This window comes from Pseudomonas sp. Sample_11, from assembly GCF_004307505.1.
GTDB classification, from domain to species: Bacteria; Pseudomonadota; Gammaproteobacteria; order Pseudomonadales; family Pseudomonadaceae; genus Aquipseudomonas; species Aquipseudomonas atacamensis.
This window is the reverse complement of record NZ_RCOD01000053.1, coordinates 25678-50272: the sequence shown is the minus strand read 5'-3', so window position 1 is coordinate 50272 and position 24595 is coordinate 25678. Positions and strand designations below refer to the sequence as shown.

Genomic DNA, 24595 nt, shown 5'->3' with positions numbered 1-24595 from the left:
TGTGCGTTACGACTTGAAATTACGCGACGACGCGATAGCACGGCACATACGCCGCGCCACCCGGCAACTTCATCCGGTGCTGGGCGACGAATGCCTTTAGCAGCGCATCAAGCGGCTGCATGATCGCCGCATCACCACGGATCTGATACGGCCCGTGCTCTTCGATCAGGCGAATGCCTTTGTCCTTGACGTTACCGGCGACGATCCCGGAAAACGCCCGACGCAGATTGGCCGCCAGTTCATGCGGTGGCTGGTCGCGATGCAGTTTCAGGTTGGCCATGTTTTCGTGGGTTGGATCGAACGGGCGCTGGAAGCCTTCATCGATTTTCAACAGCCAGTTGAAATGGAACGCATCGTTACGCTCGCGGCGGAATTGCTTCACCGCTTTCAGGCCTTGAGTCATCTGCCGCGCCACTTCGGCCGGGTCGTCGATGATGATCTCGTAATGCTGCTTCGCCGCTTCGCCGAGGGTCGCGATGACGAACGCATCCAGCTGTTCCAGATACGGCGCGGCATGCTTCGGCCCGGTGAGGATGACCGGGAAGGGCAGGCCTGCGTTGTCCGGGTGCATCAGGATGCCGAGCAGGTAGAGGAACTCTTCGGCCGTACCGGCGCCGCCCGGGAAAATGATGATGCCGTGGCCGACACGGACGAAGGCTTCCAGACGCTTTTCGATGTCCGGCAGGATCACCAGCTCATTGACGATCGGGTTCGGCGCTTCGGCGGCGATGATGCCTGGCTCGGTCAGGCCGAGGTAGCGACCGCCGTGAATGCGCTGTTTGGCATGGGCAATGGTCGCGCCTTTCATCGGGCCTTTCATCACGCCAGGGCCGCAACCGGTGCAGATGTCGAGGCTGCGCAGGCCCAGTTCGTGGCCGACTTTCTTGGTGTATTTGTACTCTTCGGTGTTGATCGAGTGGCCGCCCCAGCACACCACGATTTTCGGCTCGACGCCCGGGCGCAGGGTGCGCGCGTTGCGCAGCAGATGGAACACGTAGTCGCTGATGCCTTGGGAATTGCTCAGGTCGATGCGCTGGCTGTCGAGTTCGTTCTCGGTGTAGACGATGTCGCGCAGGGCGCTGAAGAGCATTTCGCGGGTGCTGGCGATCATCTCGCCGTCGACGAACGCGTCGGCCGGAGCGTTCAGCAGCTCCAGGCGTACGCCGCGATCCTGCTGGTGAATACGGATTTCGAAGTCCTTGTAGGCTTCGAGGATGGTCTTGGCATTGTCGACATGCGCGCCGGTGTTGAGGATAGCCAGGGCGCACTGGCGGAAGAGGGTATAGGTGCTGCCGGATCCGGCTTCGCTCAGTTGCTGGACTTCACGTTGAGAAAGGGTTTCCAGACTGCCTTTCGGACTGACCGAGGCATTGATTACGTGTCGTTGGGTCATGCAGTGATCCTTAAAACGATGTCATCCACAACGCAGCGGATGGCATCCGAATAGTGTGTATCCATGAATGAAGATGGCACGATCTGCGCTATACCGCCATGTCCCGTTGGACTTTGAAAAGATGAAAAGGAGCCCCAGCATAGCTAAAACCCGGTGCGATGCGATAATGCGCTGGCGAGTTTTTTCCGTTGCGCGTTATGCCACTCAAGGAAGTCATTTTCGATGTTCGAGATTCAGCCGATGGACCCCGCTACCTTTCGTCAGCAGACCCGCCGCAGCACGATCATCATCGCCGTGCTGTTTCTGCTGCTGGCCATGCTGTTTTCGTCGGTTGCGGTGGCAGTGTTCGGTGAACCCGACGGGGATAACCTGCGTTTCAATGTCGGCGGCGTATTCGTGGCGTTTCTGCTGACGGCGGCGCTGTTGCGCGGGCGTTTCTGGCATCAGACCTGGATGGCCCCGGCGGTGTACAGCTGGCGCCTCAAGCGCAATCTGATGAGCATCACCAATGTCATGCATCAGGTGACAGCGGCGGTGCAGAACAACGATCCGACGGCGATGAAGGTGTTGCGTTTCTATCACCTCGGATTGCTGCAAATGCATGAGCTGGACGGCAACTCCAGCGATCATGGACAACTGCGTGATGAAGTGGAACAGCACAAGGCGCGGATGCAGGCGCAGGGACTTGATTTTGACCAGCCACGCTTCGATCCGCAGTGGCTGGAAACGTTGAAACCGGCCTCGCGTTAAAACGGAATGCGCCGGGCGCGGCGCAATTTCCATGAGCGCAGCAGTCGTGCGTACACCAACAGGTTGACCGCCAGCACCACGCTGCCGAGGGCCAGTTGAATCTGCGGCGTCAGACCGGCCGGGTAGATGATCGGCCAGATGTAATGCTCAATGAAGCCGCCGGCGTATTCGGTCTGTCCGGCCGCGTGGCGCATGAGGTTTTCCCAGTAGGTCAACGGACAGGCCAGGTGCAGCACCTCGACCGCCACGCCCCATGCGGCCGCCGGCAAGTGCAACCACATCAATCGTGGCCAGCGCAGCACCAGCAGCCCGCCGAACAGCACGAACAAGATGAAACACAAGTGAAACAGCACCAGCCCGTCGGCGGCGATTCGGTACAGCATGGCGTCTTCCTGACATAAGGGGGATAGCGCTATGGTACGCCGCGCGGGACAAAATTCCTTGGTGAATTCGGGCGCGCAAAAGTGTTCTACCCTTTAACGATCATCAACTGTTCTGAGGTGAGGTGCACATGGCAACTGAGCAAACGCGTGCGGAAGATGATGAGCCAACAGAAGAAGAAATCGAGCGGCAAAAGAGGCAGGAAAAAACCTGGAAGCACGATGACAGCCGCGAGTTGTCGGACCGCGATCAGGAGCGTCCGCTGAAACCTTGAACAACCCATATGAAGAGCCCCGCATCAGCGGGGCTCTTCGCGTTTCAGAGGTCTGCCAGCTGCGTGAAATCCGGGTAGGTCGCGCGATACCCCAATGTTCGATCAATCCACGCATTGAGCTCATTGACCATCACCGGCGGATGGCCGGGATAACCCTCGAGGGTGCTGCGCAGGGTGCGTTCGATATCGGGCACGCTGTGCAGGTTTCGGGTCTTGATGTAATGGCCGATAAAACAGTCGAGTTCCAGGCGTTCTGTCTTGGACAGATGGACACACTTCAGGCCGCTGACCTGTTTGATTGCAAAATCGTCGCTCACTTATTTCTCTGCAAGGCTTGAAAGTTGTTGATGGATTCCTGATTTCTTTGACTCTTTGGTCAACTGGTATACCAATCGGAAAGGCGGCGCGCATGCTATCCGCAGCGCGGGAAAATGTATGTATGACTGTCGAAATGTCTGACAGGCGGTTGATTCGCTCAAACGGCTGTTTTACGGGCGTTGTATCGCGGTTGAAACACTTTTTGTAACGCAGGGGACTCAGTGGCGACGTTGGTTGATTAACGCAAGGATGGACGGATTATTTAGTCGACTCGTTCTATCAATTGCGCACTTTGATTACGCGTATTGCCGACCGCTTTGCCGACTTTGTACCATTCGAAGGCCTCACTGGGCTCGCCTTCAAACAGCAGCATCTGCTCGGCGCGTTCCAGTGGCGTAGCCGGATCAAGCCATTCCCGAGCTCGCGCCGAATCGAAGACCACTGGGCGCCGATCGTGAATATCGAGCAGGCCGCCCAGGCTGTCAGCGGTGATGATGACGAACCCGTCGTCCTCCCTCGGCGCAACCCCCGGTGCCGGAAACTGGCCGATACCAGCGCAGAAAACCGGAGCCTGATCCGCCCGACGAATCAACCAGGGCTGGCGGGATTTTTCCCCGGTATCGACCCATTCAAACCAGTTGTCGACCGGCACAATCAGCCGCTGCCGCCAGATCGTCCGGAAGAACGCGCCGTGGGCGACTTTCTCCACCCGAGCGTTGATTGGTGGGGCACGATCCCTGGCCCAATGCGGCCGCCAGCCCCAGCGCAGATTGTCGGCATGAATGGCCTGCTCGTGCTGATGCAGAACCGCCAGGGCAGTGCTGGGCGCCGCGTTGTAGCGATCCAGTGGCGCATCGCCGACGTGATTGATCAACGCATCCGGGATGCTCAAGACCGCGACGAAATCGTGAATCCCACGGTACTGCGTGAGTCTTCCGCACATGGATGAAATCTCCTTGAGGAAATTTGAGTCTAGTCGGACCTGCCAATGTGCCGGCCGATGACGCACTGAAAGCAGCACCGGAACCAAACCCTGTGTACCTTATCCAACCTGCGCTCGCGGATAGCCGCGCAGGGATGGACAAAGGCGAGGGTGTTTAGCCATTCGACAACACGACGGCCTCGGCCTCAGGGCAAGACATGACATCCGGATGCAAACTTCTTTGTGTTGCGCTCATCGCGCTCGGTCTGGCCGGTTGCATCGCCGCGCCGATTGAAATGACCACGCAAACCGAAACGCGCCTGATGGCCCAGGCCCCCGTACGTTTTCTCCTGACGTTCGACGATGGCCCCAGCGCTTCAGGGTTGTGGAATCCCACGGCGACGGTGCTCGACAGCCTCCAAACCAATCCGTTGCAGGCAAATATCAAAGCCGTGTTTTTCGTGCAGACCCGAGCACCCAGGGCAGGCAACAGCGAGATCGGTCGCAGCCTGATGCGTCGTGAACACGCCGAGGGGCATATTCTCGCTTTCCACACTGCGACTCACTGGCACACCAACCATCGCTCGCTCGACCCGCAAGAACTGGAGCAGTCGCTGACCGATGGCAGTGCTGACATCGCCGCTATTACCGGAGCGCCGCCCAAGCTGTTGCGCCCACCGTTCTGGAACTACGACAAGCGCACATTTGCGGCCTATCAAAAACACGGCTTGCATGTCTTGCTCACGGACATGAGTGCCAACGACGGCAAGATCTGGGGCTTCAACGCCAGCCCTCGGCGTCGGGCGAACATGCTGCGGCAGTTATCGGAAGTGCGCGAGCGTATCGCCGTGGGTCAATTGCCGATGGTGGATGGCGTAATTCCGGTCGTGGTGACGTTCCATGACCTTAATCGCTACACTGCGCGGCACACTCGCGAATATCTGCAGATTCTGCTCGATAGCGCGGCGGCGACCGGGGTCAGACTGGCGGACAAGCCGTTCTACGACAATCAGGCCGCACTGGAAAAAGCTGCGTTGGCGCGTACGGTTCAGCAAAGCGCTGAGCCGGTGAATCTGCCCGGAATGTGGAACTGGATCTGGGATCACGACGCGCATTGAATGGCATGAGTGAGTTGTGATCGGCTTGGCATTCCCGGCGGGCAATAAACACACCGTGGGTCTATGCTCGATGGATCGATTCTCCGCCTGCGAGGCGCCCGTCCATGCTTGCCATTGCCGATATTTGCCGGATCGTCGAGTCAGGCTTCCCCACGTTCAAGTGTGATTGCACACCGACCGGACAAGGTCTGTTGCGGATCAAGGTGTATGAGCCGGGCAGTGGGCGTGTCGAGTTGTTGCTTGACGGCGTTTCTCCCGAGCATCTGGTGACGATTCGCGATATTTCCAATTTCATTGGTGAGTTGCGAACGGAAATCAGCGCGGGTCGCCGGGCGTTCGCCGGCTAATCGTTATAAACGCCGTTGAAAAGCCTGCACGATGCGCCGTGTCGCGTCGTTGGTTTCAAGATTGTGCACGGCATCAAGCGGGTACCAGATGCAATCGACGATCTCGTTCTGCGGGCGCACATCGTCGAGGTTGACCACCGAAGCCTCGTACACATGATGCCGCGTACTGCCCGCCTGAAAATCCATCAGGTACAGGACGTCCTCCGCATTGAGCCCGGTTTCCTCCTGCAACTCGCGCACGGCTGCCGCCGCACGGGTTTCCCCGGGTTCGACCTTGCCGCCGGGCAATGACCAATGATGGCGGGGTTTGCGTACCAGGAGGATATGGCGATCCTGTTCGCAAATGACGGTGGCGCGTACTTTCATGATTGCCCTGTTGATGCGTGTCATAAAACTGTAATCAATCTGCAATATTCGAGCCGCAAGCGGATTTAAAGGTTCCCTCTTGATTCGGAGCCATTTGCGTAGCAAAAAGTGCCAGTGAATTGACATGTGCCAGGGCGAATCCGGTTTACACCGCAGCGGGGAGCGGGTGTAAGGTAAGCCCGTACACCGAAAACACCGTTGACGAAATGGAGGTGCTCATGAGCATTCCAATGCTGAACAAGCTGCACATGAACGGTTATGACGTGCTCAGCGTGAACAACGGCCCATGGCGGGTTTGCACTCAGGGCGACCGGTTGGCGTCATTCACCAGCAGGGAGGAAGCGATGGCCTATGCGGCGGCGCTTCCTGGTTACAAGCAACGCGCCAAGCGGGTGCAAAGCCAGAACGTGAGTTGACGCGTTATAACGAAAGAGCCCCGGTTTCGACCGGGGCTTGTTGTTTGGATCAGGAGTCAGTGCACCTTGATTCGGCTGATGGTCCGGGCTTTTACCTCCTTGGCATAGATCTGCAATCTCTCTTCGTCGTTTTGCAGGATTTCGCAAGACCGCAACACAGTCTGGGCGTCTGCCTCGTTACCTGATTTGCGCAATTGTTCGGCAATGCGCTTGAGGTCGACCGCCGACCATCTCAGGTCCGACGCCACGCTTTGCAAATCCCGTTGAAGTTCGTGTTCGTATTCATTGAGCCGCATGATCACCTCCAGAACATTCTCGGTAGAAAAGAGTAGTCGCATTTTTCCACCTGGGGCCAGGCCATCTGACGCCCGGCTGAACCGATGTAAAAAATTGTCCAAACCCCGGTAACGGCGGGGTGCCACGATGGATGTGCACGCCGTTAAACGGTACATTCACGTTTTTTCGGAACAGGTAAACAGCATGCGCGTATGGATCGGCACTTTGGCACTGGCCCTGTTGACGGGTTGCTCGTTACCAGCATCGTTGGTGCCGGGCGAGCCAAACCTGAGCAAGACCAGTGACAAGCCTCCCAAGGAATATGCCGCGTGTTTGTTACCGCTGTGGCAGAAGGACGTGGCCAAGACTTCGCAGACGTCGATTTCCAACGGCTACCGGATTACCGCGCCGAGCATTATCACGGCGGATGAGATTCTCGATATCGTCAAATACAAGGACGGCAGCAAAGTGTCCCTCTATCAGGGGCCGCCTTGGGCCAAGTCCGGATCGCTGCGCCAATCGGTGCGTGACTGCCTGTAACCGGGCGCCCGGATCTCAAAAAAGGCAGACACCGAAGTTCGATGTCTGCCTTTTTTCATTGGATGAAGACTCCAGCCAAACGCTCGCAATGCGCTGTGACAGTTGCCCGCGAGGCGCAGCAGGATCCTTGACTAGGCTTTGAATGTCGGCCCGTGACGGGATCGGCATGACTGAAAGGAGTCTCGGATCATGGATGATCTGGTCAAGGACATCATTCCGCTGTTGCAGTATCTCATCCCGGGTTTTCTATCGACCTGGATCTTCTATTCACTTACGGCATTCAAGCGACCGGATACGTTCGGCCAGATCGTGCAGGCGCTGATATTCACATTTGTGATTCAGGGCGCGGTGTTGGCGGTGGGCAACCTATGTTTGTGGATTGGCTCGAAGGGTTTTTCATTAGGAAACTGGGATGATCGGGCGCAAACGCTCTGGGCATTTGTGTTTTCGCTGATGCTGGGTTTGTTTGCCTGTTACCTGGCTACGAGTGACAAATTGCACGGCTGGTTACGTAAGCGAAACGTCACGAAACAATCTTCTTTCCCCAGTGAATGGTTCTGCGCTTTCGCCCAGTTCGACCGGTTCATAACCCTGCATTTACATGACGAAAGGCGCGTGTTTGGCTGGCCTGTCGAGTGGCCGTCTGAATCCAGTTGCGGCCAGTTCGTGATGCAGAATCCACGTTGGGTTAATGACGATGGCAAGTCGACGCCTTTTGGTGCCGAAATTTTGCTGATAGATTCCGCGCAAGTTAAGTGGGTTGAATTCAGCCCGGCATCAGAGGGTTCATCATGACGACTGCAAGAGCACCGCGACCAATGCCAAAGCAATACGAACGCCTGTTCACAGGGCCTGATGGCAAGCCGCTGGAGGAGCCGTTGATCAAAGCCCCGAGCGCTCCGCCTCCGCTCAAATACAGGTTGCCACAATAATTTTCAGCCCCAACCCTGCACCACCGCCCGGCGAATCGCCTCCAGCAACATCGCGAACGCCGGGTTGTCATTGTTCTCCCTCCAGATCAGATGCAGTTCGCTCTGCACCCCTTCGCCCAGATCGATCTCGCGAAACACCACATTCCTGAACACCACGCTGGTCGCGCAACGCGGTACCAGCGCCAGACCCATGCCAGCGTTGACCAACGCCAGAATCGTCAGCGATGAACCCAGCCACTGCACGTAATCCGGCGCCACCCGCGCTGAACGCAGAGTGCCGGTCAACAGTTCGTTGAACGGCGGATAGGCTTCATGGGAGTACATCAGGAACGGTTGTTTATCCAGATCAGCCACTGACACCTCAGCTGCATTGGCCAACCGATGCCCGCTCGGCACCGCCAGCACAAACGGTTCGCGCACCAGGCATTCGGTGGCATAGCCCGGTTCCTGCAATGGCGCTCGGGCAATGCCCAGGTCGATACGGCGAGCGCGCAAGGCCTCGTGCTGTTGATAGGTGTTCATTTCTGCCAGATCGATTTTCACCTGGGGCTGCTTAAGTCGCGCTTCGGCGATCACCTTGGGCAGAAACTCATACACCGCGCTGCCGACAAACGCGATGTTTACCGAACCAATATCGCCCTCGGCAAACCGGCGTGCGGTGATCGCTGCTTGCTGGGCGCGCTCCAGCAGATTCTGCGCTTCAACGAAAAACGCCCGGCCCGCCGCCGTCAGCGCAACGCTGCGGGTGCTGCGGGTAAACAATTCGACGCCAAGGTGATGCTCCAGCAGCTGAATCTGCCGGCTCAGCGGCGGCTGCGTCATGTTCAGGCGCTCGGCGGCGCGGCGGAAGTTGAGTTCGGTGGCGACCGTAGTGAAGCAGCGCAGCTGGGTAAGTTCAAACATTGATCTAATCCGGGTATCAATCGAATGCCTGTTTAGATTAGACGGGATCAATGCGCGACGTCCATGATCGGCTCATCGCTTCAAGTCATCCCTAAAAAAACAAGATCGGGAGTCGCCCCTTGAAAACCCTCCAGAGTCCGCCGGACATCACGGTGCTCGCCCGCGCCGCCGCCAAGGTCAAACGCCACGTGCTGCCGCTATTCGTGGTGATGTTCATCGTCAATTACATCGACCGGGTCAACATTGGTTTCGTGCGCAGCCATCTGGAAACCGATCTGGGTATCGGCGCAGCGGCGTACGGACTTGGCGCCGGGCTGTTTTTCATCGGTTACGCACTGTTCGAAGTGCCGTCGAACATGCTGTTGCAGCGCTACGGCGCGCGGGTCTGGCTGACTCGGATCATGTTCACCTGGGGCGCTGCGGCCATGGCCATGGCGTTTGTTCAGGGCGAAACCAGTTTCTACGTGCTGCGCTTTATTCTCGGTGCGGCCGAGGCCGGGTTTTTCCCGGGGATCATTTATTACTTCACCCAATGGCTGCCAGCGTCCGAGCGCGGCAAAACCATGGCGGTGTTTCTCAGCGGCTCAGCGATTGCCTCGGTGGTTTCCGGCCCGGTGTCCGGTGCGCTGTTGCATATCAGCGGATTGGGCATGCACGGCTGGCAGTGGATGTTTCTCATCGAAGGCGCAGCGTCGGTGGTGTTGTGCGCATTCGTCTGGTTCTGGCTGCAATCGCACCCGCGCCAAGCCAAGTGGCTGAGCGAGGAAGAGCGAGACGCACTGGTCGCGGCGATTGCCGAGGAGCAGCGCGCTCGCGAAGCGGTACAAGTCGCCAAGCCGTCGATGTTCAAGCTGTTGGCTGACCGACAGATCGCGCTGTTCTGCTTCATCTATTTTTCCATTGCCCTGACCATTTACGGCGCGACGTTCTGGTTGCCGAGCATGATCAAGAAGATGGGTAACCTCGGAGATTTCCAGGTCGGGCTGCTCAATTCGATTCCGTGGATCATTTCGATTGTCGCCATGTATGGCTTCGCAGCGATGGCCGGCAAATGGAAATTCCAGCAGGCCTGGGTCGCGCTGACCCTGGTGATCGCGGCGGTCGGCATGTTCATGTCGACCACTGGCGGGCCGGTGTTTGCCTTCGTCGCCATCTGCTTCGCCGCTATCGGTTTCAAAGCGGCATCGGCGCTGTTCTGGCCGATTCCGCAAAGCTATCTGGACGCGCGCATCGCTGCGGCGGTGATCGCGCTGATCAACTCCATCGGCAACCTTGGCGGCTTCGTCGCGCCGACCGCGTTCGGCATTCTCGAACAAACCACCGGCTCCATCGAGGGCGGCCTGTATGGCCTGGCGGCGACATCGCTGATCGCCGCCGTGGTGATCTTCTTCGCCCGCACGGCGCCTGGCGCCAAAGGTAAAACCCCGGCAAAGCCAAGTGACGAAGCCGCCGCTGTGGCGCGGGCTCGTCCGGCTGCGAGCCACTGAATCGATTGTTGATCTGTCAGGAGCGTTATCTTGAAAATCACCCGTGTCAGCGTCACCCCGATTGCCTTTCGCGATCCGCCACTGCTCAACGCCAGTGGCATCCACGAACCTTTTGCCCTGCGCTCGATCATCGAGATTGAAAGTGACAACGGCTACATCGGCCTCGGCGAAAGCTACGGCGATGCCCCGGCGCTGGCGATCCAGCAACAATTGCAGAGCCAATTGATCGGCCTTGATCCGTTCAACCTCAATCAATTGCGCGCGATCGTGCAGGCCACCGTGGCGGCAAATAAACCGGCGAGCATTGCTGGCGCTGAACTGGCCCCCGGTTCCCACGCCAGCAAAGCGGTGAGCAATGCCTACTCGGCATTCGAAGTAGCGTTTCTTGATTTGCAGGCGCGCTACCTGAACGTGCCGCTGGTGGACCTGCTCGGCGGCGCGATCCGCGATGAAGTGCCGTTCAGCGCTTACCTGTTTTTCAAATACGCCGAACATATCGACTCGCCCTACAGGCCGGACAACTGGGGCGAGGCGCTGAGCGAGCAGCAGATCGTCGCGCAGGCAGGACGAATGATCGAAGCGTACGGATTCAAGAGCATCAAGCTCAAGGCCGGCACCTTGCCGCCGGAGCATGAAGTGGCTTGCATCAAGGCATTGAAAAAAGCCTTTCCGGGATTGCCGCTGCGCATCGACCCGAACGGCAACTGGTCGCTGGAGACGGCGATTCGCATGGCCGAACTGCTCGGCGATGACCTGCAGTATTACGAAGATCCGACCCCGGGCCTTGATGGCATGGCCGAACTGCACAAGCGCACCGGTCTGCCCCTGGCGACCAATATGGTGGTCACTGATTTCGACGAGTTCCGCCGCAGCGTTGCGCAGAACAGCGTGCAGATTGTCCTCGCTGACCACCATTACTGGGGTGGCCTGCGGGATACGCAGACGCTGGCGAAAATGTGCGACGTGTTCGGCCTCGGCGTGTCGATGCATTCCAACTCGCACCTGGGCATCAGCCTGATGGCCATGGCGCACGTCGCGGCGGCGGTGCCGAATCTGGATTACGCCTGCGACACCCACTACCCGTGGCAGGAGCCGGACGAGGAAGTGATCAAGGGCGGCAAGCTGCCGATTGTCGATGGTTGCGTAAAGATCACCCGTGCGCCGGGGTTGGGGCTGGAGCTGGATCACGAGCAACTGGCCAAGCTGCATGACCAGTACCTGACGTGCGGCATTCGCCAGCGCGATGATGTGCGGCAGATGCAGCGGTACAAGGCGGATTGGCGGGCGGTCAAGCCGAGGTTTTAAGGTGGTCGGGACGGGCCCCATCGCGGGCAAGCCCGCTCCCACAGGGTCTTTGTCGGATGCAAAATTTGTGAGCGACACAATACCTGTGGGAGCGGGCTTGCCCGCGATGGGGCCCACGAGTCAAAGCGTCTCGAGCAGCCAATCCCGAAACGCTCTCAACGAAGGCAAATTCTCATTGCGCGGCGGGTACACCAGGTAATAGCTGCGGCGGCTGGTGATCGGCTCGCCCAGTTGCAGCAATTCGCCCTTGAGCAATTCGTCTTCGACCAGAATCCGCGGCACCAGGCCAACACCGATATTGGCGCGTACCGCCTGGATCAAGTGCGAGGTCATTTCGAAGCTCGGCCCGATCCGCATGCTGCGATGCGGCAGCTGGTGATGGCTGAACCATTCCGCCCATGCCTGGGCATTGCTGCTGACGTTGAGCAGCAACTGCCCGGCCATGTGCCGCTCGGCCTCGTCGCGTTCAGTCGCCGACAGCTGCGCGCTGGCAATCGCCACCAGTTCTTCGGTGTGCAGGGGCAGGGCGGTCAGGCCTGGCCACTCACCGCCGCCGACACAGATGGCGGCGTCGATTTCGCTGGTGTCGAAATCGATGGTTTCGATTCGCGAATGCAAGTGCACGGTCATGCCCGGGTGCGCCGTGTAGAAATCCTTCAACCGTGGCAGCAGCCATTTCGAACCGAAGGTTGGCAGCGTCGCCAGGCGCAGGCTATGGATGCCCGAACCAGACGCCATCGCCTGCAAGGTTGCGCTGCGAATCTGCCCGAGGGCTTCGCTGAGCTCGCGCTGATACATGCGCCCGACATCCGTCAGCACCACCTGCCGGCCTTCACGGCTGAACAGACGCATGCCGAGCATCTTCTCGAGAATCTGTACCTGGCGACTGACCGCGCTCTGCGTCAGTGACAGTTCATGGGCGGCGCGGGTGTAGCTCTCGTGTCGAGCGGCGGCCTCGAAAGCCAGCAGCAGCGACATGGACGGTGTGAGGGTGCGCGGATTCATTCGTAAAACTCATCGATAGCGGGTCGAAATTACGCTTGTTCCATGGCTGGCCAGCAATGAACATGGGCGCAATCAGCTGGCGGAGCCTGACGCAATCATTCGTTGCGCACAACTGTTCACCGCCACACAGCCCGATTTGACCGAGATGACCTGACCGATGATTGCCCAGCTGTCGCCTGCCAAAGCCCTGACCGGCGATTACCAACAATTCCTCGCCGCCCTGAAAGACAGCGGCTTTCGCGGTGAAATCAGCGCTGATTACGCCAGTCGCGTGGTGCTCGCGACCGACAACTCGATCTATCAGCGCCTGCCGCAAGCGGCGGTATTTCCGCTGGACGCCGAAGACGTTGCACGTGTGGCGCGGCTGATTGCCGAACCGGCGTACAAAAAAGTGGTGATCACCCCGCGCGGCGGTGGCACCGGCACCAACGGTCAATCGCTGACAGACGGCATCGTCGTCGACCTGTCACGGCACATGAATCGCATTCTGGAAATCAATGTTGAACAACGCTGGGTGCGCGTGCAGGCCGGGGTGGTCAAGGACCAGCTCAACGCCGCGCTGAAGTCCGCCGGGCTGTTTTTTGCTCCGGAACTGTCGACCTCGAACCGCGCCACGGTCGGCGGCATGATCAACACCGACGCCAGCGGCCAGGGCAGTTGCACCTACGGCAAGACCCGCGACCATGTGCTGGAACTTGAAATGATCCTGCGCGGCGGCGAGCGTCTGCACGGCCTGCCGCTGGCCGAGGATGAGCTTGCAGCGCAGTGCGCCCGCGATGATCGCGTCGGCGAAGTCTATCGTTGTGCGCGGCAGATCATTGATGAACAGGGCGAGCTGATCAAGGCACGCTTTCCCGATCTCAACCGCTGCCTGACCGGTTATGACCTGGCGCATCTGCGCGAGGCCGATCAACGCTTCAACCTCAACAGCGTGCTGTGTGGCGCTGAGGGCTCGCTGGGCTTCGTCGTCGAAGCGCGGTTGAACGTATTGCCGATTCCCAAGCACACGATGCTGGTCAACATCCGCTACGCCGGGTTCATGGATGCCTTGCGTGATGCGCGGGCGTTGATGGCGCTCAAGCCGTTGTCGATTGAAACCGTCGACTCCAAGGTCTTGCTGCTGGCGATGCAGGACATCGTTTGGCACGGCGTTGCCGAATATTTTCCGGAAAACGCTGAGCGGCCGACTCTGGGCATCAATCTGGTCGAGTTCTGCGGTGACGATCCCGAAGATCTGCAACGCCGCGTCGAAGCGTTCCTCGAACATCTGCAAAACGACCGCACCGTGGAGCGCCTGGGCCATACGCTGGCGGTTGGTCAGGCAGCGGTGAACAAGGTCTATGGCATGCGCAAACGGGCGGTGGGCCTGCTCGGCAATGTCGCCGGCGAAGCCCGCCCGCAGCCGTTCGTTGAAGACACCGCCGTGCCGCCGCAGCATTTGGCCGAATACATCGCCGAACTGCGCGACCTCCTCGACAGCCACGGCTTGCAGTACGGCATGTTCGGCCATGTCGACGCCGGCGTACTGCACGTGCGGCCGATCCTCGACATGAAAGACCCGCAGCAAGCGGCGCTGGTTCGTCCGGTGTCCGATGGCGTAGCGGCGTTGACTCAGCGCTACGGCGGCCTGCTCTGGGGCGAGCATGGCAAGGGCCTGCGTTCGGAGTACGCGCCGGCATTCTTCGGCGAGCTGTACCCGGCACTGCAAGCCTTGAAAGCGGCGTTCGACCCATTCAACCAGTTCAATCCGGGCAAAATCGCCACGCCGGCCAACAGCGGATCGGCACTGCTGAAGATCGACGAAGTGACCCTGCGCGGCGAGCTGGATCGGCAGATCGACGAAAAAGTCTGGCAAAGCTACGGCGCGGCCATGCATTGCAATGGCAACGGCGCCTGCTACAACTTCGATCCTGATGACGCCATGTGCCCGTCGTGGAAAGCCACCCGCGAACGCGCGCAATCGCCCAAGGGCCGCGCTTCGCTGATTCGGGAATGGCTGCGGTTGCAGGGCGAGGCGGGCGTCGATGTGCTCTCGGACGCAATCCGTAAACCGGCGTTTTTCAGCACGCTGTGGCAGCGCTGGCGCAACAGTCGCGATCCTTCGGCGGATTTTTCCCATGAGGTGTACGACGCCATGGCCGGTTGTCTGGCCTGTAAATCCTGCGCGGGGCAGTGCCCGGTGAAGGTCAACGTGCCGGAATTTCGCTCGCGTTTTCTCGAGCTGTATCACAGTCGTTATCTGCGTCCGGCGCGGGACTATCTGATTGCCTCGCTGGAATACACCATTCCGTACATGGCGCGTATTCCGGCGCTGTACAACGGTTTGATGGGCGCGGGCTGGGTGAGTGGCGCACTGGCGCGGATCGGTGGCATGGTCGATGTGCCGTTGCTCAGCCGTTTCGATTTCCACGCGGCGATGCGCCGTTGGCAGGTGCAGCCGGCAACCATCGCAACGTTGTCGGCGCTGACCCCGAAGCAACGCGAACGCAGCGTGGTCATCGTGCAGGATGCCTTCACCCGCTACTTCGAAGCGCCGCTGCTGGCTGATCTGGTCGAGCTGATTTCGCGCCTGGGTTATCAGGTCTATCTCGCGCCGTTCAGCGCCAACGGCAAACCGCTGCACGTGCAGGGCTTTCTCTCGGCGTTCAATCGCGCGGCGTTGCGTAACGCTGAGCAGTTGCAGGCGCTGGCGCAGACCGGCGTGCCGCTGCTGGGGCTGGATCCGGCGATGACTCTGGTCTATCGCCAGGAATACCTGAAAGTACCGGGCCTGAATGAGTGCCCAGAAGTAGCGCTGGTGCAGGAATGGTTACTCAAGGTCATGCCGGAGCAGACGCCTGAGGCTCAGCCCAAAGCATTCCGTCTGCTCGCCCATTGCACGGAGAAAACCAACGCGCCCGCCGCGACCCGCCAGTGGGAACAGGTCTTCGAACGTGCTGGTCTGAAGCTCGCCACACAAGCCACCGGTTGCTGCGGCATGTCCGGCACCTACGGCCACGAAGCACGCAATCGCCAGACCTCAGCCGTCATTTACGAGCAGTCGTGGGCGCGTCAGGTGCAGGCTCCGGCGGAGCAGGGCGAGGCGTTGGCGACCGGCTACTCCTGCCGCAGCCAGGTCAAGCGCCAGTCGGATCAGGCGCTGCGCCATCCGTTGCAGGTGCTGCTCCAGACGCTGCGTCGCTGACCGTGTCGCTGGTGTCCTTGTCCCAGATCAGGCGCGGGTCGAAACTCATCGCCGCGAGCATGGTGAACACCACGACCAGGCCGAAGAACAGGATGCCCGGTCGTGGCTCGATATCGCCCAGCGCCTGGAATTTCACCAGCGCCGCGACCAGCGCGACCACCAGTACGTCGAGCATCGACCAGTAACCGATCAGTTCGACGAAGCGGTACAGCTTCGAACGCTCCCTGCGCGCCCAATCGCTGTTGCGCTGTACGGTGACCAGCAGCAAAGTCAGGGCGACGAACTTGACCCCCGGCACCGCGATACTGGCGATGAAAATGATCAGGGCAATGTCCCACGCTCCTGCCTCCCAGAACTCCAGCACACCACTCATGATCGTGCTGTCGGCGCCGTTGCCGAGCATCACCGTATTCATCACCGGCAGCAGATTGGCCGGGATATAAAACGCCAGGGCGGCGAGCATGTACGCCCAGGTGCGCGTCAGCGAATTGGTCTTGCGCCGATGCAACGGCGCATCACAGCGTGGGCACTCGTGTGGCTCGTCGGTCATGTCACAGGCCAAACCACAGCTGTGGCACAGGCACAGGTTGAGTTCGCTGGCGGTCGGTGGACGCTTCATAAAATGTCCCACAGTTCGCGGATGTCACGGCCGGCAATGCGGATCATCATCAGGCTCAGCACCGCCAGGGCGAACAGGCCGATTCCCGGCAGCACATCGAGCAGGCCGGCGAGTTTGAACACCGCGACCATCGCCCCCAGCAGACACACCTCGAGCATGCTCCACGGGCGCAGGGTTTCCAGCCAGCGCATGCACAGATTGAACCCCGGTGCCCGCCTCATGCCGAGGGCGAAACTCAACACCCAGACCAGCAACACTAGCTGAAATGCCGGGGCGATGATGATTGCGATCGCTGCGACCATGGCGATAAAGGTGATCGGTCCCTGGCTCAGCGCGAGCACCGAATCCCACAGGGTTGCGCTGTTTTTCATGCCTTTGAGGCTGATGCTCATCACCGGATAGAAATTGGCGAACAGCCACAGCATCGCGGCCGTGAACGTCAGCGCCAGACGCTGCTCGATGGTCAGGCCGTTGAAGCGCTGCAGCACGCCACCGCAGCGTACGCACAGGGTTTTCTGGTGTTTGCCGAGCACGACTTTCTCGTACACGCAATCACAGTGCTCGCAGATGATCAGGTGTTCGGTGTTGACCATGGACAGCGCTCAAGGGCAGGGCGGATCTGTTCACTATAGAAGGCTGGCGCTGATGGGCAACTTCGATGGTGCATGTTTGGGTTTTGTTTTTCTGGTGTTATAAGGTAACGCGAAATTTGCGGGCGGCGTTGTGGCTGTCCGGTGTTATTCCTCTCGATTGCGAAAGACCCATGCCCCCTGTACTTCCCCGTTCTGCCCCATTGACGACTGGCCGGCTGCTGTCCATTGATGCGCTCCGAGGCCTGGTGATCCTGTTCATGCTGCTCGATCACGTACGTGAAACCTTCCTGTTGCACCGACAGGTCTCCGATCCGATGGACATTGCCAGCACCGAGCCGGCGCTGTTTTTCAGCCGCACATTGGCGCATTTGTGTGCGCCGGTATTTGTCTTGCTGACCGGTTTGTCGGCATGGCTCTACGGCGAAAAATACGCCGGCAAAGCCGATGTCAGCGCGTTTCTGTTCAAGCGCGGATTGTTCCTGGTGGCGCTGGAATTCACTTTGGTCAACTTCGCCTGGACGTTCCAGTTGCCGCCGAGCGTGATCTACCTGCAAGTGATCTGGGCGATCGGCCTGAGCATGATCGCGCTGGCGCTGCTGGTCTGGTTGCCACGTGCGCTGCTGCTGACGCTGAGCGTGGCGATCATCGCCGGGCACAACCTGCTCGACGCGGTGCATTTCCCGGTTGAGTCGGCGATGCATGTGCCTTGGGCGGTTCTGCATGATCGAGGCTGGATCGAGATCAGCGAAACCCTGCGCCTGCGCACCTCTTACCCGCTGCTGCCGTGGATTGGTGTAATCGGCCTGGGCTATGCGCTCGGGCCGTGGTTTGCTCGCGGCATGGACGCGGCGGTGCGTCAGCGTCGTTTGCTGATTGCCGGGGTCGCTGGTTTGTTGGGATTTGTGGTGCTGCGCTTGATTAACGGCTACGGCGAAAAACCGTGGGCGATCAGCGATTCGCTGGTGCAGACACTGATGAGCTTTTTCAACATCACCAAATACCCGCCATCGCTGCTGTTCATCGCGCTGACTGTGAGCGTGGGGCTGTTGCTGTTGCTCGCCTTTGAGCGCGTGCAGAGTCGCCGCTGGATTGGCTGGCTGACGGTGTTCGGCTCGGCACCGATGTTTTTCTATCTGCTGCACTTGTATGTGTTGAAGGTGTTGTACCTGATCGCTGTGGCGCTGTTCGGCCTGAATCAGGGCAGCTATTTCGGCTTTTCGACGGTGACGGCGGTGTGGCTGGCGGCGGTGGTTCTTGCCGTGGTGCTGTTCCCGGCAGTGCGCTGGTTCTCTGCATTGAAAGCGCGGCGCCGCGACATCAGGTGGCTGAAATATCTGTAAATTGCGTGGACTTGTGGGAGTGAGCTTGCTCACGAAAGCGGTGAATCAGTCGGTATAAATGCTGGCTGATGCACCGCCATCGCTGGCAAGCCAGCTCCCACAGGGTTTTATGGTGTTTGCTGTATCAGTGTCCACCGCAGTATTTGTGGGAGCTGGCTTGCCAGCGATGGCTCCGGTGGATTCGGCATCTTCATCGCTTGATACACCGCTTTCGCGAGCAGGCTCGCTCCCACAATCGCTACTGTTTTTGCCTTATTTACGATCCAGCCACACGGTCTGCGCGTTGCAGAATTCCCGTACGCCAAAGTGCGACAACTCGCGACCGAAGCCGCTCTTCTTCACGCCGCCGAAGGTCACACGAGGATCGCTCGCCGAGTAGCCGTTGATGAACACGCCGCCGGTTTCCAGTTCGCTGGTCAGTTGCTCGGCCAGCGCGACGTTGGCGGTGTAGATCGTGGCGGTCAGGCCGAAATCGCTGTCGTTGGCCAAGGCCACGGCGTGTGCGCAATCGCGGGCGGTGATAATCGAAGCGACCGGGCCAAACAGCTCTTGCTTGAACGAAGTCATGCGGTCGGTGACATCGGCCAGTACGGTCGGTTCGTAGAAGTTGCCGGCGCCCTCGGCTTTTCGGCCGCCGAGCAGCAGCGTCGCGCCTTCCTCCAACGTGTCACGCACTTGCTGATCGAGTTCATCACGCAGATCGAAGCGCGCCATCGGCCCGATGTAAGTGTCAGCGTTGAGCGGATCGCCCATCTTCAACTGGCGTGTCGCTTCAACGAACTTGCGGGTGAATTCCTCGACCACGCCTTGTTCGATGATCAGACGTTTGGCAGCCGCGCAAACCTGGCCGGAGTTCTGATAACGACCGACCACCGCCGCGTGCACCGCCTCATCCAGATCAGCATCGTTGAGCACGATGAACGGATCGGAGCCGCCGAGTTCCAGCACGCATTTCTTCAATGCCGCACCGGCCTGAGCGCCGATGGCCATGCCGGCGCGGACGCTGCCAGTCAGGGTCACAGCGGCGATGCGCGAATCGGCGATGGCGCTGGAAACGCCTTCCGGGGTGACGTTGATCACTTCAAACACGCCATCGGGAAAACCGGCGCGGACGAACGCATCGCGCAGCAGATAAGCGCTGCCCATCACGTTCGGCGCATGCTTGAGCACGTAAGTGTTGCCAGCGATCAGCGTCGGCACCGCGCCGCGCAGCACTTGCCAGATCGGGAAATTCCACGGCATCACCGCCAGAATCGGCCCCAGCGGACGGTACTCGATACGCGCTTTTCCGCCTTCAACCTGGGTGGCTTCGGCGTCGAGCATGGCCGGGCCGTGCTCGGCGTACCACTCGCAGAGCTTGGCGCATTTCTCGATTTCGCCACGGGCCTGGGCGATCGGCTTGCCCATTTCCCGGGTGATCATGGTTGCCATCGCTTCTGAGGTTTCACGCAGCGCGCCGGCGAGGGCGGTCAAAAGACGCGAACGATCCTGCAGCGGCTTGCGCTTCCACTTGCCGAAAGCGAAGGCAGCGCGAGTCAGTGCCGCATCAAGGGCAGCGGCGGATTCAAACGCGTAATGCCCGATCTGCTCGCCGGTGGCGGGGTTGATCGAGATGGCGTGGGTCTGGCTGGAAATCTGGCTCATGACGTTGTCCTGTAGGTTCGTCGGATGGGTCTAGAGTAGGGTGGCGTTAGTTTTCTGGAAACTGAATAATACAGAGCGTTTCTTTCACGATCGGAGAATGACTGTGGATCTGGTGCAACTGGAAATCTTCAAGGCCGTGGCCGAGCACGGCAGCATCAGCGCTGCGGCCACGCAGATTCATCGCGTGCCGTCGAACCTGACTACGCGGATCAAACAGCTTGAGCAGGATCTCGGCGTCGATTTGTTTATTCGCGAGAAAAGCCGTCTGCGCCTGTCGCCGGCCGGGTGGAGTTTTCTCGAGTACACGCGGCGCATTCTCGATCTGGTGCAGGAAGCCCGCGCTACGGTGGCAGGGGAAGAACCTCAAGGCGCGTTCCCTCTGGGCTCGCTGGAAAGTACCGCAGCAGTGCGCATTCCCGAACTGCTGGCGGCGTACAACCAGCAGCACCCGAAGGTCGACCTCGACTTGTCCACCGGGCCATCGGGGACGATGATCGACGGCGTGCTGTCCGGGCGTCTGGCTGCGGCATTCGTGGACGGCCCGGTGCTGCATCCGGCCCTGGAAGGTGTGCCGGCGTTCGAGGAGGAAATGGTCATCATCGCGCCGCTCAATCATTCACCGGTCGAACGTGCGGCGGACGTGAATGGCGAGAATATCTACGCCTTCCGTTCCAACTGTTCGTACCGTCATCATTTCGAAAAATGGTTCAGCACCGACGCCGCCGTACCCGGCAAGATCTTCGAAATGGAGTCCTACCACGGCATGCTCGCCTGCGTCAGCGCCGGTGCCGGCCTGGCACTGATGCCGCGCAAAATGCTGCAAAGCATGCCCGGCAGCGCGACGGTCAGCGTCTGGCCGCTGACGGCGGACTTCCGCTATCTGACCACTTGGCTGGTGTGGCGGCGGGGCACGGTGTCGCGCAGTCTGAGCATGTTCGTGCGCTTGCTTGAAGAGCGTGGCGTGGTGCGTGAGCAAGCCTGATCGAGCGCATCTTTACGGCGTGCCATTGCGCCCGTACAAACGATAACCGTCGCGCTGATTCAAGCGATCGTAATAGGCGCGCACCGCAGCCAGATTCCCGTGATCGAGCGGCGTTTCGAACCAGCGATTCACTGACAGCCCGATCGGAATGTCCGCCAGGGAAAACTGCTCGCCACTGACGTATGCGCCGGTCTTCTCCAGTTGGCGATCGAGGATTTCCATGTTGCGCGTCCAGTCCCGGCAGCCGGCGGCCAGGGCATCGCCGTCATGATAATCCGGCGACTTGCGCACCAGCGCCATCAGCGGGTACGACCACGAACGATTCAGCTCCGAGGCCTGCCAGTCGATCCACTGATCGACCCGCGCCCGGGCAACAGGCTCGGCGGGATACAAATGCGCGCCGCCGTAACGCGTCGCCAGATAACGAATGATGGTGTTGGATTCCCAGAGAGTGAAATCGCCGTCCTGAATCACCGGCACCATGGCGCAGGGATTGAGCGCGAGAAACTCCGGCGTGCTTGGCGACTTGAAACCCGAACCCCAGTCTTCGCGCTCGAAAGGGATGTCCAGTTCGGCACAGGTCCACAGCACTTTGCGCACATTGATCGATGAGGCTTTGCCGAGTATTCGCAGCATGGGATTTCCTTCTCCGGTAGTGGACGCAGAAAAATACCATAGCGCAAAACACAAGGCCCGCATCGCGCGGGCCTTGGTTCATCGGCATCTGACTACGGCTGTTGCCGGGCGGGTTTACCGATTGAGGAACGCCAGCAGATCCTCGTTCAACGCCTGCGCATGCGTCACGGCAAAACCGTGCGGCGCGCCGGCGTAGACCTTCAACTCGGCGCCTTTGATTTGCGCGGCGGCCTGCTTGCCGGTGGTTTCGAACGGCACGATCTGGTCGCCGTCGCCATGGATCACCAGGGTCGGCACGTCGATCTTGGCCATGTCCGGGCGGAAGTCGGTTTCCGAGAACGCGGTCACGCAATCGACGGTGCCCTTGAGCGATGCCAGCAGCGCGATGTTCAGGGTTTGCGTGAGCACGCCGTCAGAGACTTTCTGGCCCTGATTGGTGCCGTAGAACGGCGCGTTGAAATCAGCGATGAATTGCGCACGATCCTTCAGCAGGCCGGCCTTGATGCCGTCGAACACCGATTTGTCGACGCCGTCGGCGAAGTCGGCTTTCTTGCCGAACAGCGGCGTGACCGCACCGAGCAATACCAGGCCGGCAACGCGCTCGCTGCCGTGGCGGGCGATGTAGCGGCTGACGTCGCCGCCACCCATGGAGAAGCCGACCAGGGTCACGTCGCGCAGGTCCAGATGGTTGATCAGGCCGGCGATGTCATCGGCGAAAGTGTCGTAGTCGTAGCCGGTCCATGGTTGATCGGAGCGACCGAAACCACGGCGGTCGAAGGCGATGGTGCGATAGCCGCGACTGCTCAGGTATTCCATCTGGTATTCCCACATGTCGGCATCCAGCGGCCAGCCGTGGCTGAACAGCACGGGCTTGCCGCTGCCCCAGTCCTTGTAATAGATCTCGGTGCCGTCTTGGGTCTTGAAGGTGCTCATGCAAACTCCTTGTGATCGTGTGTGGCAAGAATAGATGCCGATTGGGCAACGGCCACTATCCGCGCAAAACGCGCCCGCCACTTGTACGCAGGTGCTGGTTTCACCCGTATGAAAGCGCGGTAAACACCGATGAGCGGTACAAACTTAAGTTTGACGTCAAAATGATGGCCCTCTAATATCGCGCCACTATTTTGATGTCACTTTTTATGTCGAGGGATCGAACATGTTTTCACCCGCCTTCACGGCGCGGTTGTGCCTGGCGCTGCTCTGCCTTTCTCCGCTTGAGTCTGCCTGGGCCGCGCCCACTCCCGGTGAAACCGACCTGATCCGCGAACGTCAGAACCGTTTGCTCGAAGAGCAGCAGCGGCGCCTCGAAGAACTCAAGGATCTACCCGGCAAAGACGCTAAACCCGTACAGCCGACAACCCCCGTCGACACTCGCTGCTTCACCATCAAGGACATCGAGCTCAAGGGCGCCGACAGCCTCTCGGAGCGTGAAAAGGCGCGTCTGCTCAAGCCTTATATCGGCGAATGCCTCGGCGTGCCGCAGCTCAACGAGCTGCTCAAAGTCATCACCGACCATTACATCGAAAAAGGTCTGGTCACCAGCCGCGCTTATCTGCCGCAACAGGATCTGTCCGCCGGGCACCTGAAAGTGCTCGTGGTCGAAGGCAAGCTCGAAGGCATGAAGGGCGCGGAAAACAGCCGGCTCTCGGATCGCGAACTGGCCATGGCCTTTCCCGGCAAAAGCGGTGAACTGGTCAACCTGCGCGAGATCGAGCAGATGGTCGATCAGCTCAATCGCCTGCCATCCAATCAGGCCAAAATGGAGCTGGCGCCGGGGCAGAATGTCGGCGGCAGCGAGGTGCGCGTGACCAACACGCCGCAGAAGCCATGGCGCGCCGGCCTGTCGCGCAGCAACGACGGTCAGCGCAGCACCGGCGAGCAGCAGTGGGGCACCTCGTTCGACTGGGACAGCCCGCTGGGTCTGGCTGACCAATTGAGCCTGCGCGGCGGCCACGATGCGATGACCGATCACCAGCACACTTCCAACAACGCCATGCTCAATTACAGCCTGCCGTGGGGCTGGTGGACGTTCAGTTACACCTACAGCCAGAGCGAGTACCGCTCGCAGATCGCCGCCAACGGCTACAACTTCAAGCAGACCGGCGACAGCGAAAACCATCAACTGCGCGCCGAGCGCGTGATCCATCGCGACGCGGTCAGCAAGACCTCCCTCAGCGCGGGACTTTCGTACCTGCGCAGCAACAACTTCATCGAAGACAGCAAACTCAAACTGAGCAGCAATCGCATCAGCGAAGCGCAATTCGGCTTCAACCACGGCCGTCGTGTCGGCAGCGCTTTCGTCAACTTCGACGCTGGCATGCAGGAGGGCATCGGTGCTTTCGATGCGCAGGGCAGTCACGATCCCGGCCCCGGCGAACCGGATGCACGCTATCGCAAATACACCGCAACCCTGAGCTATTTGCAGCCGTTCAAATTGCTCGGTGAATCCTTCAGCTTCAGCAGCCTGATGACCGGCCAGCGCAGCGAAGATGTGCTGTTCAGCCCACAACGCACCAGCCTCGGCGGCTCGGCGTCGATCCGCGGCTACAAGGATCAATCGCTGTCCGGCGACAGTGGTGGCTACTGGCGCAACGACCTGCGCTGGAGCCGCCCGGTGACGGCCGAATGGCTGCAACCGGTGTTCGCCGAATACGGCACCAGCCTCGGTTACGACCAGGGCGTAATTCGCGGCGATCGCTACAACGGCGATCAGCACGGACGCATGTCGAGCAACTCGCTGGAGTTGTTCGCACGTGGTCAGCATGTGGCCGCCAGCGTGACTTTCGCGCATTCCCTGGAACGACCGGACGCGCTGACCGAGCGTGAAGCGCCGATTTATTTCCGCCTGGACTTTTTCATCTAAA

The 24595-nt window shown here is 59.9% G+C and carries 26 protein-coding genes; 13 read left to right on the top strand and 13 right to left on the bottom strand.

Annotated features, from left to right (window positions below; all coding sequences use genetic code 11):
• Window positions 1-19: 19 nt before the first annotated feature.
• Window positions 20-1393 carry a nucleotide 5'-monophosphate nucleosidase PpnN gene (ppnN, locus tag D8U60_RS15415; RefSeq protein ID WP_073471165.1) on the bottom strand — a complete coding sequence of 458 codons (1374 nt, stop codon included), beginning with the start codon at window positions 1391-1393 and terminating at the stop codon, window positions 20-22.
• A gap of 222 nt (window positions 1394-1615) precedes the next feature.
• Here ppnN and D8U60_RS15410 point away from each other — a divergent pair, with 222 nt between their 5' ends.
• Entirely contained in the window at window positions 1616-2143 is a 528-nt protein-coding gene (locus tag D8U60_RS15410) for a DUF3087 domain-containing protein (RefSeq protein ID WP_130900424.1), read from the top strand.
• Here D8U60_RS15410 and D8U60_RS15405 read toward each other — a convergent pair.
• Complete coding sequence (locus tag D8U60_RS15405; protein WP_024013239.1) at window positions 2140-2526, bottom strand: DUF2784 domain-containing protein; 387 nt, start codon at window positions 2524-2526, stop codon at window positions 2140-2142. The two genes, D8U60_RS15410 and D8U60_RS15405, sit on opposite strands and share 4 nt — an antisense overlap.
• A gap of 128 nt (window positions 2527-2654) precedes the next feature.
• Between D8U60_RS15405 and D8U60_RS27660 the strand changes: the two genes are divergently transcribed.
• On the top strand, window positions 2655-2798 hold the full coding sequence (locus tag D8U60_RS27660; RefSeq protein ID WP_024013238.1) for a hypothetical protein: 144 nt from the start codon (window positions 2655-2657) through the stop codon (window positions 2796-2798).
• A gap of 44 nt (window positions 2799-2842) precedes the next feature.
• Here the strand turns inward: D8U60_RS27660 and D8U60_RS15400 are convergent, their stop codons facing one another.
• Window positions 2843-3115, bottom strand: coding sequence for a hypothetical protein (locus D8U60_RS15400; RefSeq protein ID WP_016775076.1), 273 nt, complete (start codon window positions 3113-3115; stop codon window positions 2843-2845).
• 263 nt (window positions 3116-3378) lie between these two features.
• Window positions 3379-4059 carry an SOS response-associated peptidase family protein gene (locus D8U60_RS15395; RefSeq protein ID WP_130900423.1) on the bottom strand — a complete coding sequence of 227 codons (681 nt, stop codon included), beginning with the start codon at window positions 4057-4059 and terminating at the stop codon, window positions 3379-3381.
• Window positions 4060-4256: 197 nt separating this feature from the next.
• On the opposite strand from D8U60_RS15395, the gene D8U60_RS15390 reads away from it, so the two are divergent.
• Both D8U60_RS15390 and D8U60_RS15385 read left to right on the top strand, forming a co-directional pair.
• Window positions 4257-5156, top strand: coding sequence for a polysaccharide deacetylase family protein (locus tag D8U60_RS15390; protein ID WP_130900422.1), 900 nt, complete (start codon window positions 4257-4259; stop codon window positions 5154-5156).
• A 104-nt stretch (window positions 5157-5260) separates the two neighbouring features.
• Entirely contained in the window at window positions 5261-5503 is a 243-nt protein-coding gene (locus D8U60_RS15385; protein ID WP_016775073.1) for a DUF1652 domain-containing protein, read from the top strand.
• Between the two features lie 3 nt (window positions 5504-5506).
• Here D8U60_RS15385 and D8U60_RS15380 read toward each other — a convergent pair whose 3' ends face one another.
• Window positions 5507-5869, bottom strand: coding sequence for an NUDIX hydrolase (locus D8U60_RS15380; RefSeq protein ID WP_051600742.1), 363 nt, complete (start codon window positions 5867-5869; stop codon window positions 5507-5509).
• A 218-nt stretch (window positions 5870-6087) separates the two neighbouring features.
• Between D8U60_RS15380 and D8U60_RS15375 the strand changes: the two genes are divergently transcribed.
• The gene (locus D8U60_RS15375; RefSeq protein WP_024013234.1) at window positions 6088-6285 is read left to right on the top strand and encodes a hypothetical protein; all 198 of its coding nucleotides are present in this window, start codon (window positions 6088-6090) and stop codon (window positions 6283-6285) included.
• 56 nt (window positions 6286-6341) lie between these two features.
• On the opposite strand, the gene D8U60_RS15370 is transcribed toward D8U60_RS15375, so the two are convergent.
• Entirely contained in the window at window positions 6342-6581 is a 240-nt protein-coding gene (locus D8U60_RS15370) for a hypothetical protein (RefSeq protein ID WP_051600740.1), read from the bottom strand.
• 184 nt (window positions 6582-6765) lie between these two features.
• Here D8U60_RS15370 and D8U60_RS15365 point away from each other — a divergent pair, with 184 nt between their 5' ends.
• Both D8U60_RS15365 and D8U60_RS15360 read left to right on the top strand, forming a co-directional pair.
• Complete coding sequence (locus D8U60_RS15365) at window positions 6766-7101, top strand: hypothetical protein (protein ID WP_024013232.1); 336 nt, start codon at window positions 6766-6768, stop codon at window positions 7099-7101.
• Window positions 7102-7290: 189 nt separating this feature from the next.
• Window positions 7291-7896 carry a DUF6338 family protein gene (locus D8U60_RS15360; RefSeq protein WP_130900421.1) on the top strand — a complete coding sequence of 202 codons (606 nt, stop codon included), beginning with the start codon at window positions 7291-7293 and terminating at the stop codon, window positions 7894-7896.
• Between the two features lie 140 nt (window positions 7897-8036).
• Here D8U60_RS15360 and D8U60_RS15355 read toward each other — a convergent pair whose 3' ends face one another.
• On the bottom strand, window positions 8037-8936 hold the full coding sequence (locus tag D8U60_RS15355; protein WP_016775066.1) for a LysR family transcriptional regulator: 900 nt from the start codon (window positions 8934-8936) through the stop codon (window positions 8037-8039).
• A gap of 119 nt (window positions 8937-9055) precedes the next feature.
• On the opposite strand from D8U60_RS15355, the gene D8U60_RS15350 reads away from it, so the two are divergent.
• Together D8U60_RS15350 and D8U60_RS15345 are read left to right on the top strand one after the other, a co-directional pair.
• Window positions 9056-10423 (top strand): MFS transporter, encoded by a 1368-nt coding sequence (locus tag D8U60_RS15350; RefSeq protein ID WP_130900420.1) that lies wholly within the window; start codon window positions 9056-9058, stop codon window positions 10421-10423.
• A gap of 30 nt (window positions 10424-10453) precedes the next feature.
• Window positions 10454-11728 (top strand): glucarate dehydratase family protein, encoded by a 1275-nt coding sequence (locus D8U60_RS15345; RefSeq protein WP_130900419.1) that lies wholly within the window; start codon window positions 10454-10456, stop codon window positions 11726-11728.
• Between the two features lie 120 nt (window positions 11729-11848).
• On the opposite strand, the gene D8U60_RS15340 is transcribed toward D8U60_RS15345, so the two are convergent.
• A complete protein-coding gene (locus tag D8U60_RS15340; RefSeq protein ID WP_130900418.1) occupies window positions 11849-12733 on the bottom strand; it encodes a LysR substrate-binding domain-containing protein in 885 nt (294 codons plus the stop codon).
• Window positions 12734-12890: 157 nt separating this feature from the next.
• On the opposite strand from D8U60_RS15340, the gene D8U60_RS15335 reads away from it, so the two are divergent.
• Complete coding sequence (locus D8U60_RS15335) at window positions 12891-15917, top strand: FAD-binding and (Fe-S)-binding domain-containing protein (protein ID WP_130900417.1); 3027 nt, start codon at window positions 12891-12893, stop codon at window positions 15915-15917.
• Here the strand turns inward: D8U60_RS15335 and D8U60_RS15330 are convergent.
• Together D8U60_RS15330 and D8U60_RS15325 are read right to left on the bottom strand one after the other, a co-directional pair.
• Window positions 15850-16536, bottom strand: coding sequence for a paraquat-inducible protein A (locus tag D8U60_RS15330; protein WP_110645621.1), 687 nt, complete (start codon window positions 16534-16536; stop codon window positions 15850-15852). The genes D8U60_RS15335 and D8U60_RS15330 overlap by 68 nt on opposite strands.
• On the bottom strand, window positions 16533-17129 hold the full coding sequence (locus D8U60_RS15325; RefSeq protein ID WP_122612500.1) for a paraquat-inducible protein A: 597 nt from the start codon (window positions 17127-17129) through the stop codon (window positions 16533-16535). The genes D8U60_RS15330 and D8U60_RS15325 overlap by 4 nt, the downstream gene beginning before the upstream one ends.
• A 170-nt stretch (window positions 17130-17299) precedes the next feature.
• Here D8U60_RS15325 and D8U60_RS15320 point away from each other — a divergent pair, with 170 nt between their 5' ends.
• Window positions 17300-18469, top strand: coding sequence for a DUF1624 domain-containing protein (locus D8U60_RS15320; protein WP_130900416.1), 1170 nt, complete (start codon window positions 17300-17302; stop codon window positions 18467-18469).
• Window positions 18470-18721: 252 nt separating this feature from the next.
• Here the strand turns inward: D8U60_RS15320 and D8U60_RS15315 are convergent, their stop codons facing one another.
• Window positions 18722-20113, bottom strand: coding sequence for an aldehyde dehydrogenase family protein (locus D8U60_RS15315; RefSeq protein WP_130900415.1), 1392 nt, complete (start codon window positions 20111-20113; stop codon window positions 18722-18724).
• A 103-nt stretch (window positions 20114-20216) separates the two neighbouring features.
• On the opposite strand from D8U60_RS15315, the gene D8U60_RS15310 reads away from it, so the two are divergent.
• Entirely contained in the window at window positions 20217-21095 is an 879-nt protein-coding gene (locus D8U60_RS15310; protein WP_038862196.1) for a LysR family transcriptional regulator, read from the top strand.
• A 12-nt stretch (window positions 21096-21107) separates the two neighbouring features.
• Here the strand turns inward: D8U60_RS15310 and D8U60_RS15305 are convergent, their stop codons facing one another.
• Both D8U60_RS15305 and D8U60_RS15300 read right to left on the bottom strand, forming a co-directional pair.
• Window positions 21108-21731, bottom strand: coding sequence for a glutathione S-transferase (locus D8U60_RS15305; RefSeq protein WP_130900414.1), 624 nt, complete (start codon window positions 21729-21731; stop codon window positions 21108-21110).
• Between the two features lie 114 nt (window positions 21732-21845).
• The gene (locus D8U60_RS15300) at window positions 21846-22664 is read right to left on the bottom strand and encodes an alpha/beta hydrolase (protein WP_024013222.1); all 819 of its coding nucleotides are present in this window, start codon (window positions 22662-22664) and stop codon (window positions 21846-21848) included.
• Between the two features lie 223 nt (window positions 22665-22887).
• Here D8U60_RS15300 and D8U60_RS15295 point away from each other — a divergent pair, with 223 nt between their 5' ends.
• Window positions 22888-24594, top strand: a complete 1707-nt coding sequence (locus D8U60_RS15295) for a ShlB/FhaC/HecB family hemolysin secretion/activation protein (RefSeq protein ID WP_130900413.1) — start codon at window positions 22888-22890, stop codon at window positions 24592-24594.
• Window position 24595 lies beyond the last annotated feature (1 nt).

Excerpts from the sequence above, each read along its gene's own strand:
- ppnN (WP_073471165.1), bottom strand. The coding sequence starts at position 1,393 with ATGACCCAACGACACGTAATCAATGCCTCGGTCAGTCCGAAAGGCAGT.
- D8U60_RS15410 (WP_130900424.1), top strand. The coding sequence starts at position 1,616 with ATGTTCGAGATTCAGCCGATGGACCCCGCTACCTTTCGTCAGCAGACC.
- D8U60_RS15405 (WP_024013239.1), bottom strand. The coding sequence starts at position 2,526 with ATGCTGTACCGAATCGCCGCCGACGGGCTGGTGCTGTTTCACTTGTGT.
- D8U60_RS27660 (WP_024013238.1), top strand. The coding sequence starts at position 2,655 with ATGGCAACTGAGCAAACGCGTGCGGAAGATGATGAGCCAACAGAAGAA.
- D8U60_RS15395 (WP_130900423.1), bottom strand. The coding sequence starts at position 4,059 with ATGTGCGGAAGACTCACGCAGTACCGTGGGATTCACGATTTCGTCGCG.
- D8U60_RS15390 (WP_130900422.1), top strand. The coding sequence starts at position 4,257 with ATGACATCCGGATGCAAACTTCTTTGTGTTGCGCTCATCGCGCTCGGT.
- D8U60_RS15385 (WP_016775073.1), top strand. The coding sequence starts at position 5,261 with ATGCTTGCCATTGCCGATATTTGCCGGATCGTCGAGTCAGGCTTCCCC.
- D8U60_RS15380 (WP_051600742.1), bottom strand. The coding sequence starts at position 5,869 with ATGAAAGTACGCGCCACCGTCATTTGCGAACAGGATCGCCATATCCTC.
- D8U60_RS15375 (WP_024013234.1), top strand. The coding sequence starts at position 6,088 with ATGAGCATTCCAATGCTGAACAAGCTGCACATGAACGGTTATGACGTG.
- D8U60_RS15370 (WP_051600740.1), bottom strand. The coding sequence starts at position 6,581 with ATGCGGCTCAATGAATACGAACACGAACTTCAACGGGATTTGCAAAGC.
- D8U60_RS15365 (WP_024013232.1), top strand. The coding sequence starts at position 6,766 with ATGCGCGTATGGATCGGCACTTTGGCACTGGCCCTGTTGACGGGTTGC.
- D8U60_RS15360 (WP_130900421.1), top strand. The coding sequence starts at position 7,291 with ATGGATGATCTGGTCAAGGACATCATTCCGCTGTTGCAGTATCTCATC.
- D8U60_RS15355 (WP_016775066.1), bottom strand. The coding sequence starts at position 8,936 with ATGTTTGAACTTACCCAGCTGCGCTGCTTCACTACGGTCGCCACCGAA.
- D8U60_RS15340 (WP_130900418.1), bottom strand. The coding sequence starts at position 12,733 with ATGAATCCGCGCACCCTCACACCGTCCATGTCGCTGCTGCTGGCTTTC.
- D8U60_RS15335 (WP_130900417.1), top strand. The coding sequence starts at position 12,891 with ATGATTGCCCAGCTGTCGCCTGCCAAAGCCCTGACCGGCGATTACCAA.
- D8U60_RS15330 (WP_110645621.1), bottom strand. The coding sequence starts at position 16,536 with ATGAAGCGTCCACCGACCGCCAGCGAACTCAACCTGTGCCTGTGCCAC.
- D8U60_RS15325 (WP_122612500.1), bottom strand. The coding sequence starts at position 17,129 with ATGGTCAACACCGAACACCTGATCATCTGCGAGCACTGTGATTGCGTG.
- D8U60_RS15320 (WP_130900416.1), top strand. The coding sequence starts at position 17,300 with ATGCCCCCTGTACTTCCCCGTTCTGCCCCATTGACGACTGGCCGGCTG.
- D8U60_RS15315 (WP_130900415.1), bottom strand. The coding sequence starts at position 20,113 with ATGAGCCAGATTTCCAGCCAGACCCACGCCATCTCGATCAACCCCGCC.
- D8U60_RS15305 (WP_130900414.1), bottom strand. The coding sequence starts at position 21,731 with ATGCTGCGAATACTCGGCAAAGCCTCATCGATCAATGTGCGCAAAGTG.
- D8U60_RS15300 (WP_024013222.1), bottom strand. The coding sequence starts at position 22,664 with ATGAGCACCTTCAAGACCCAAGACGGCACCGAGATCTATTACAAGGAC.
- D8U60_RS15295 (WP_130900413.1), top strand. The coding sequence starts at position 22,888 with ATGTTTTCACCCGCCTTCACGGCGCGGTTGTGCCTGGCGCTGCTCTGC.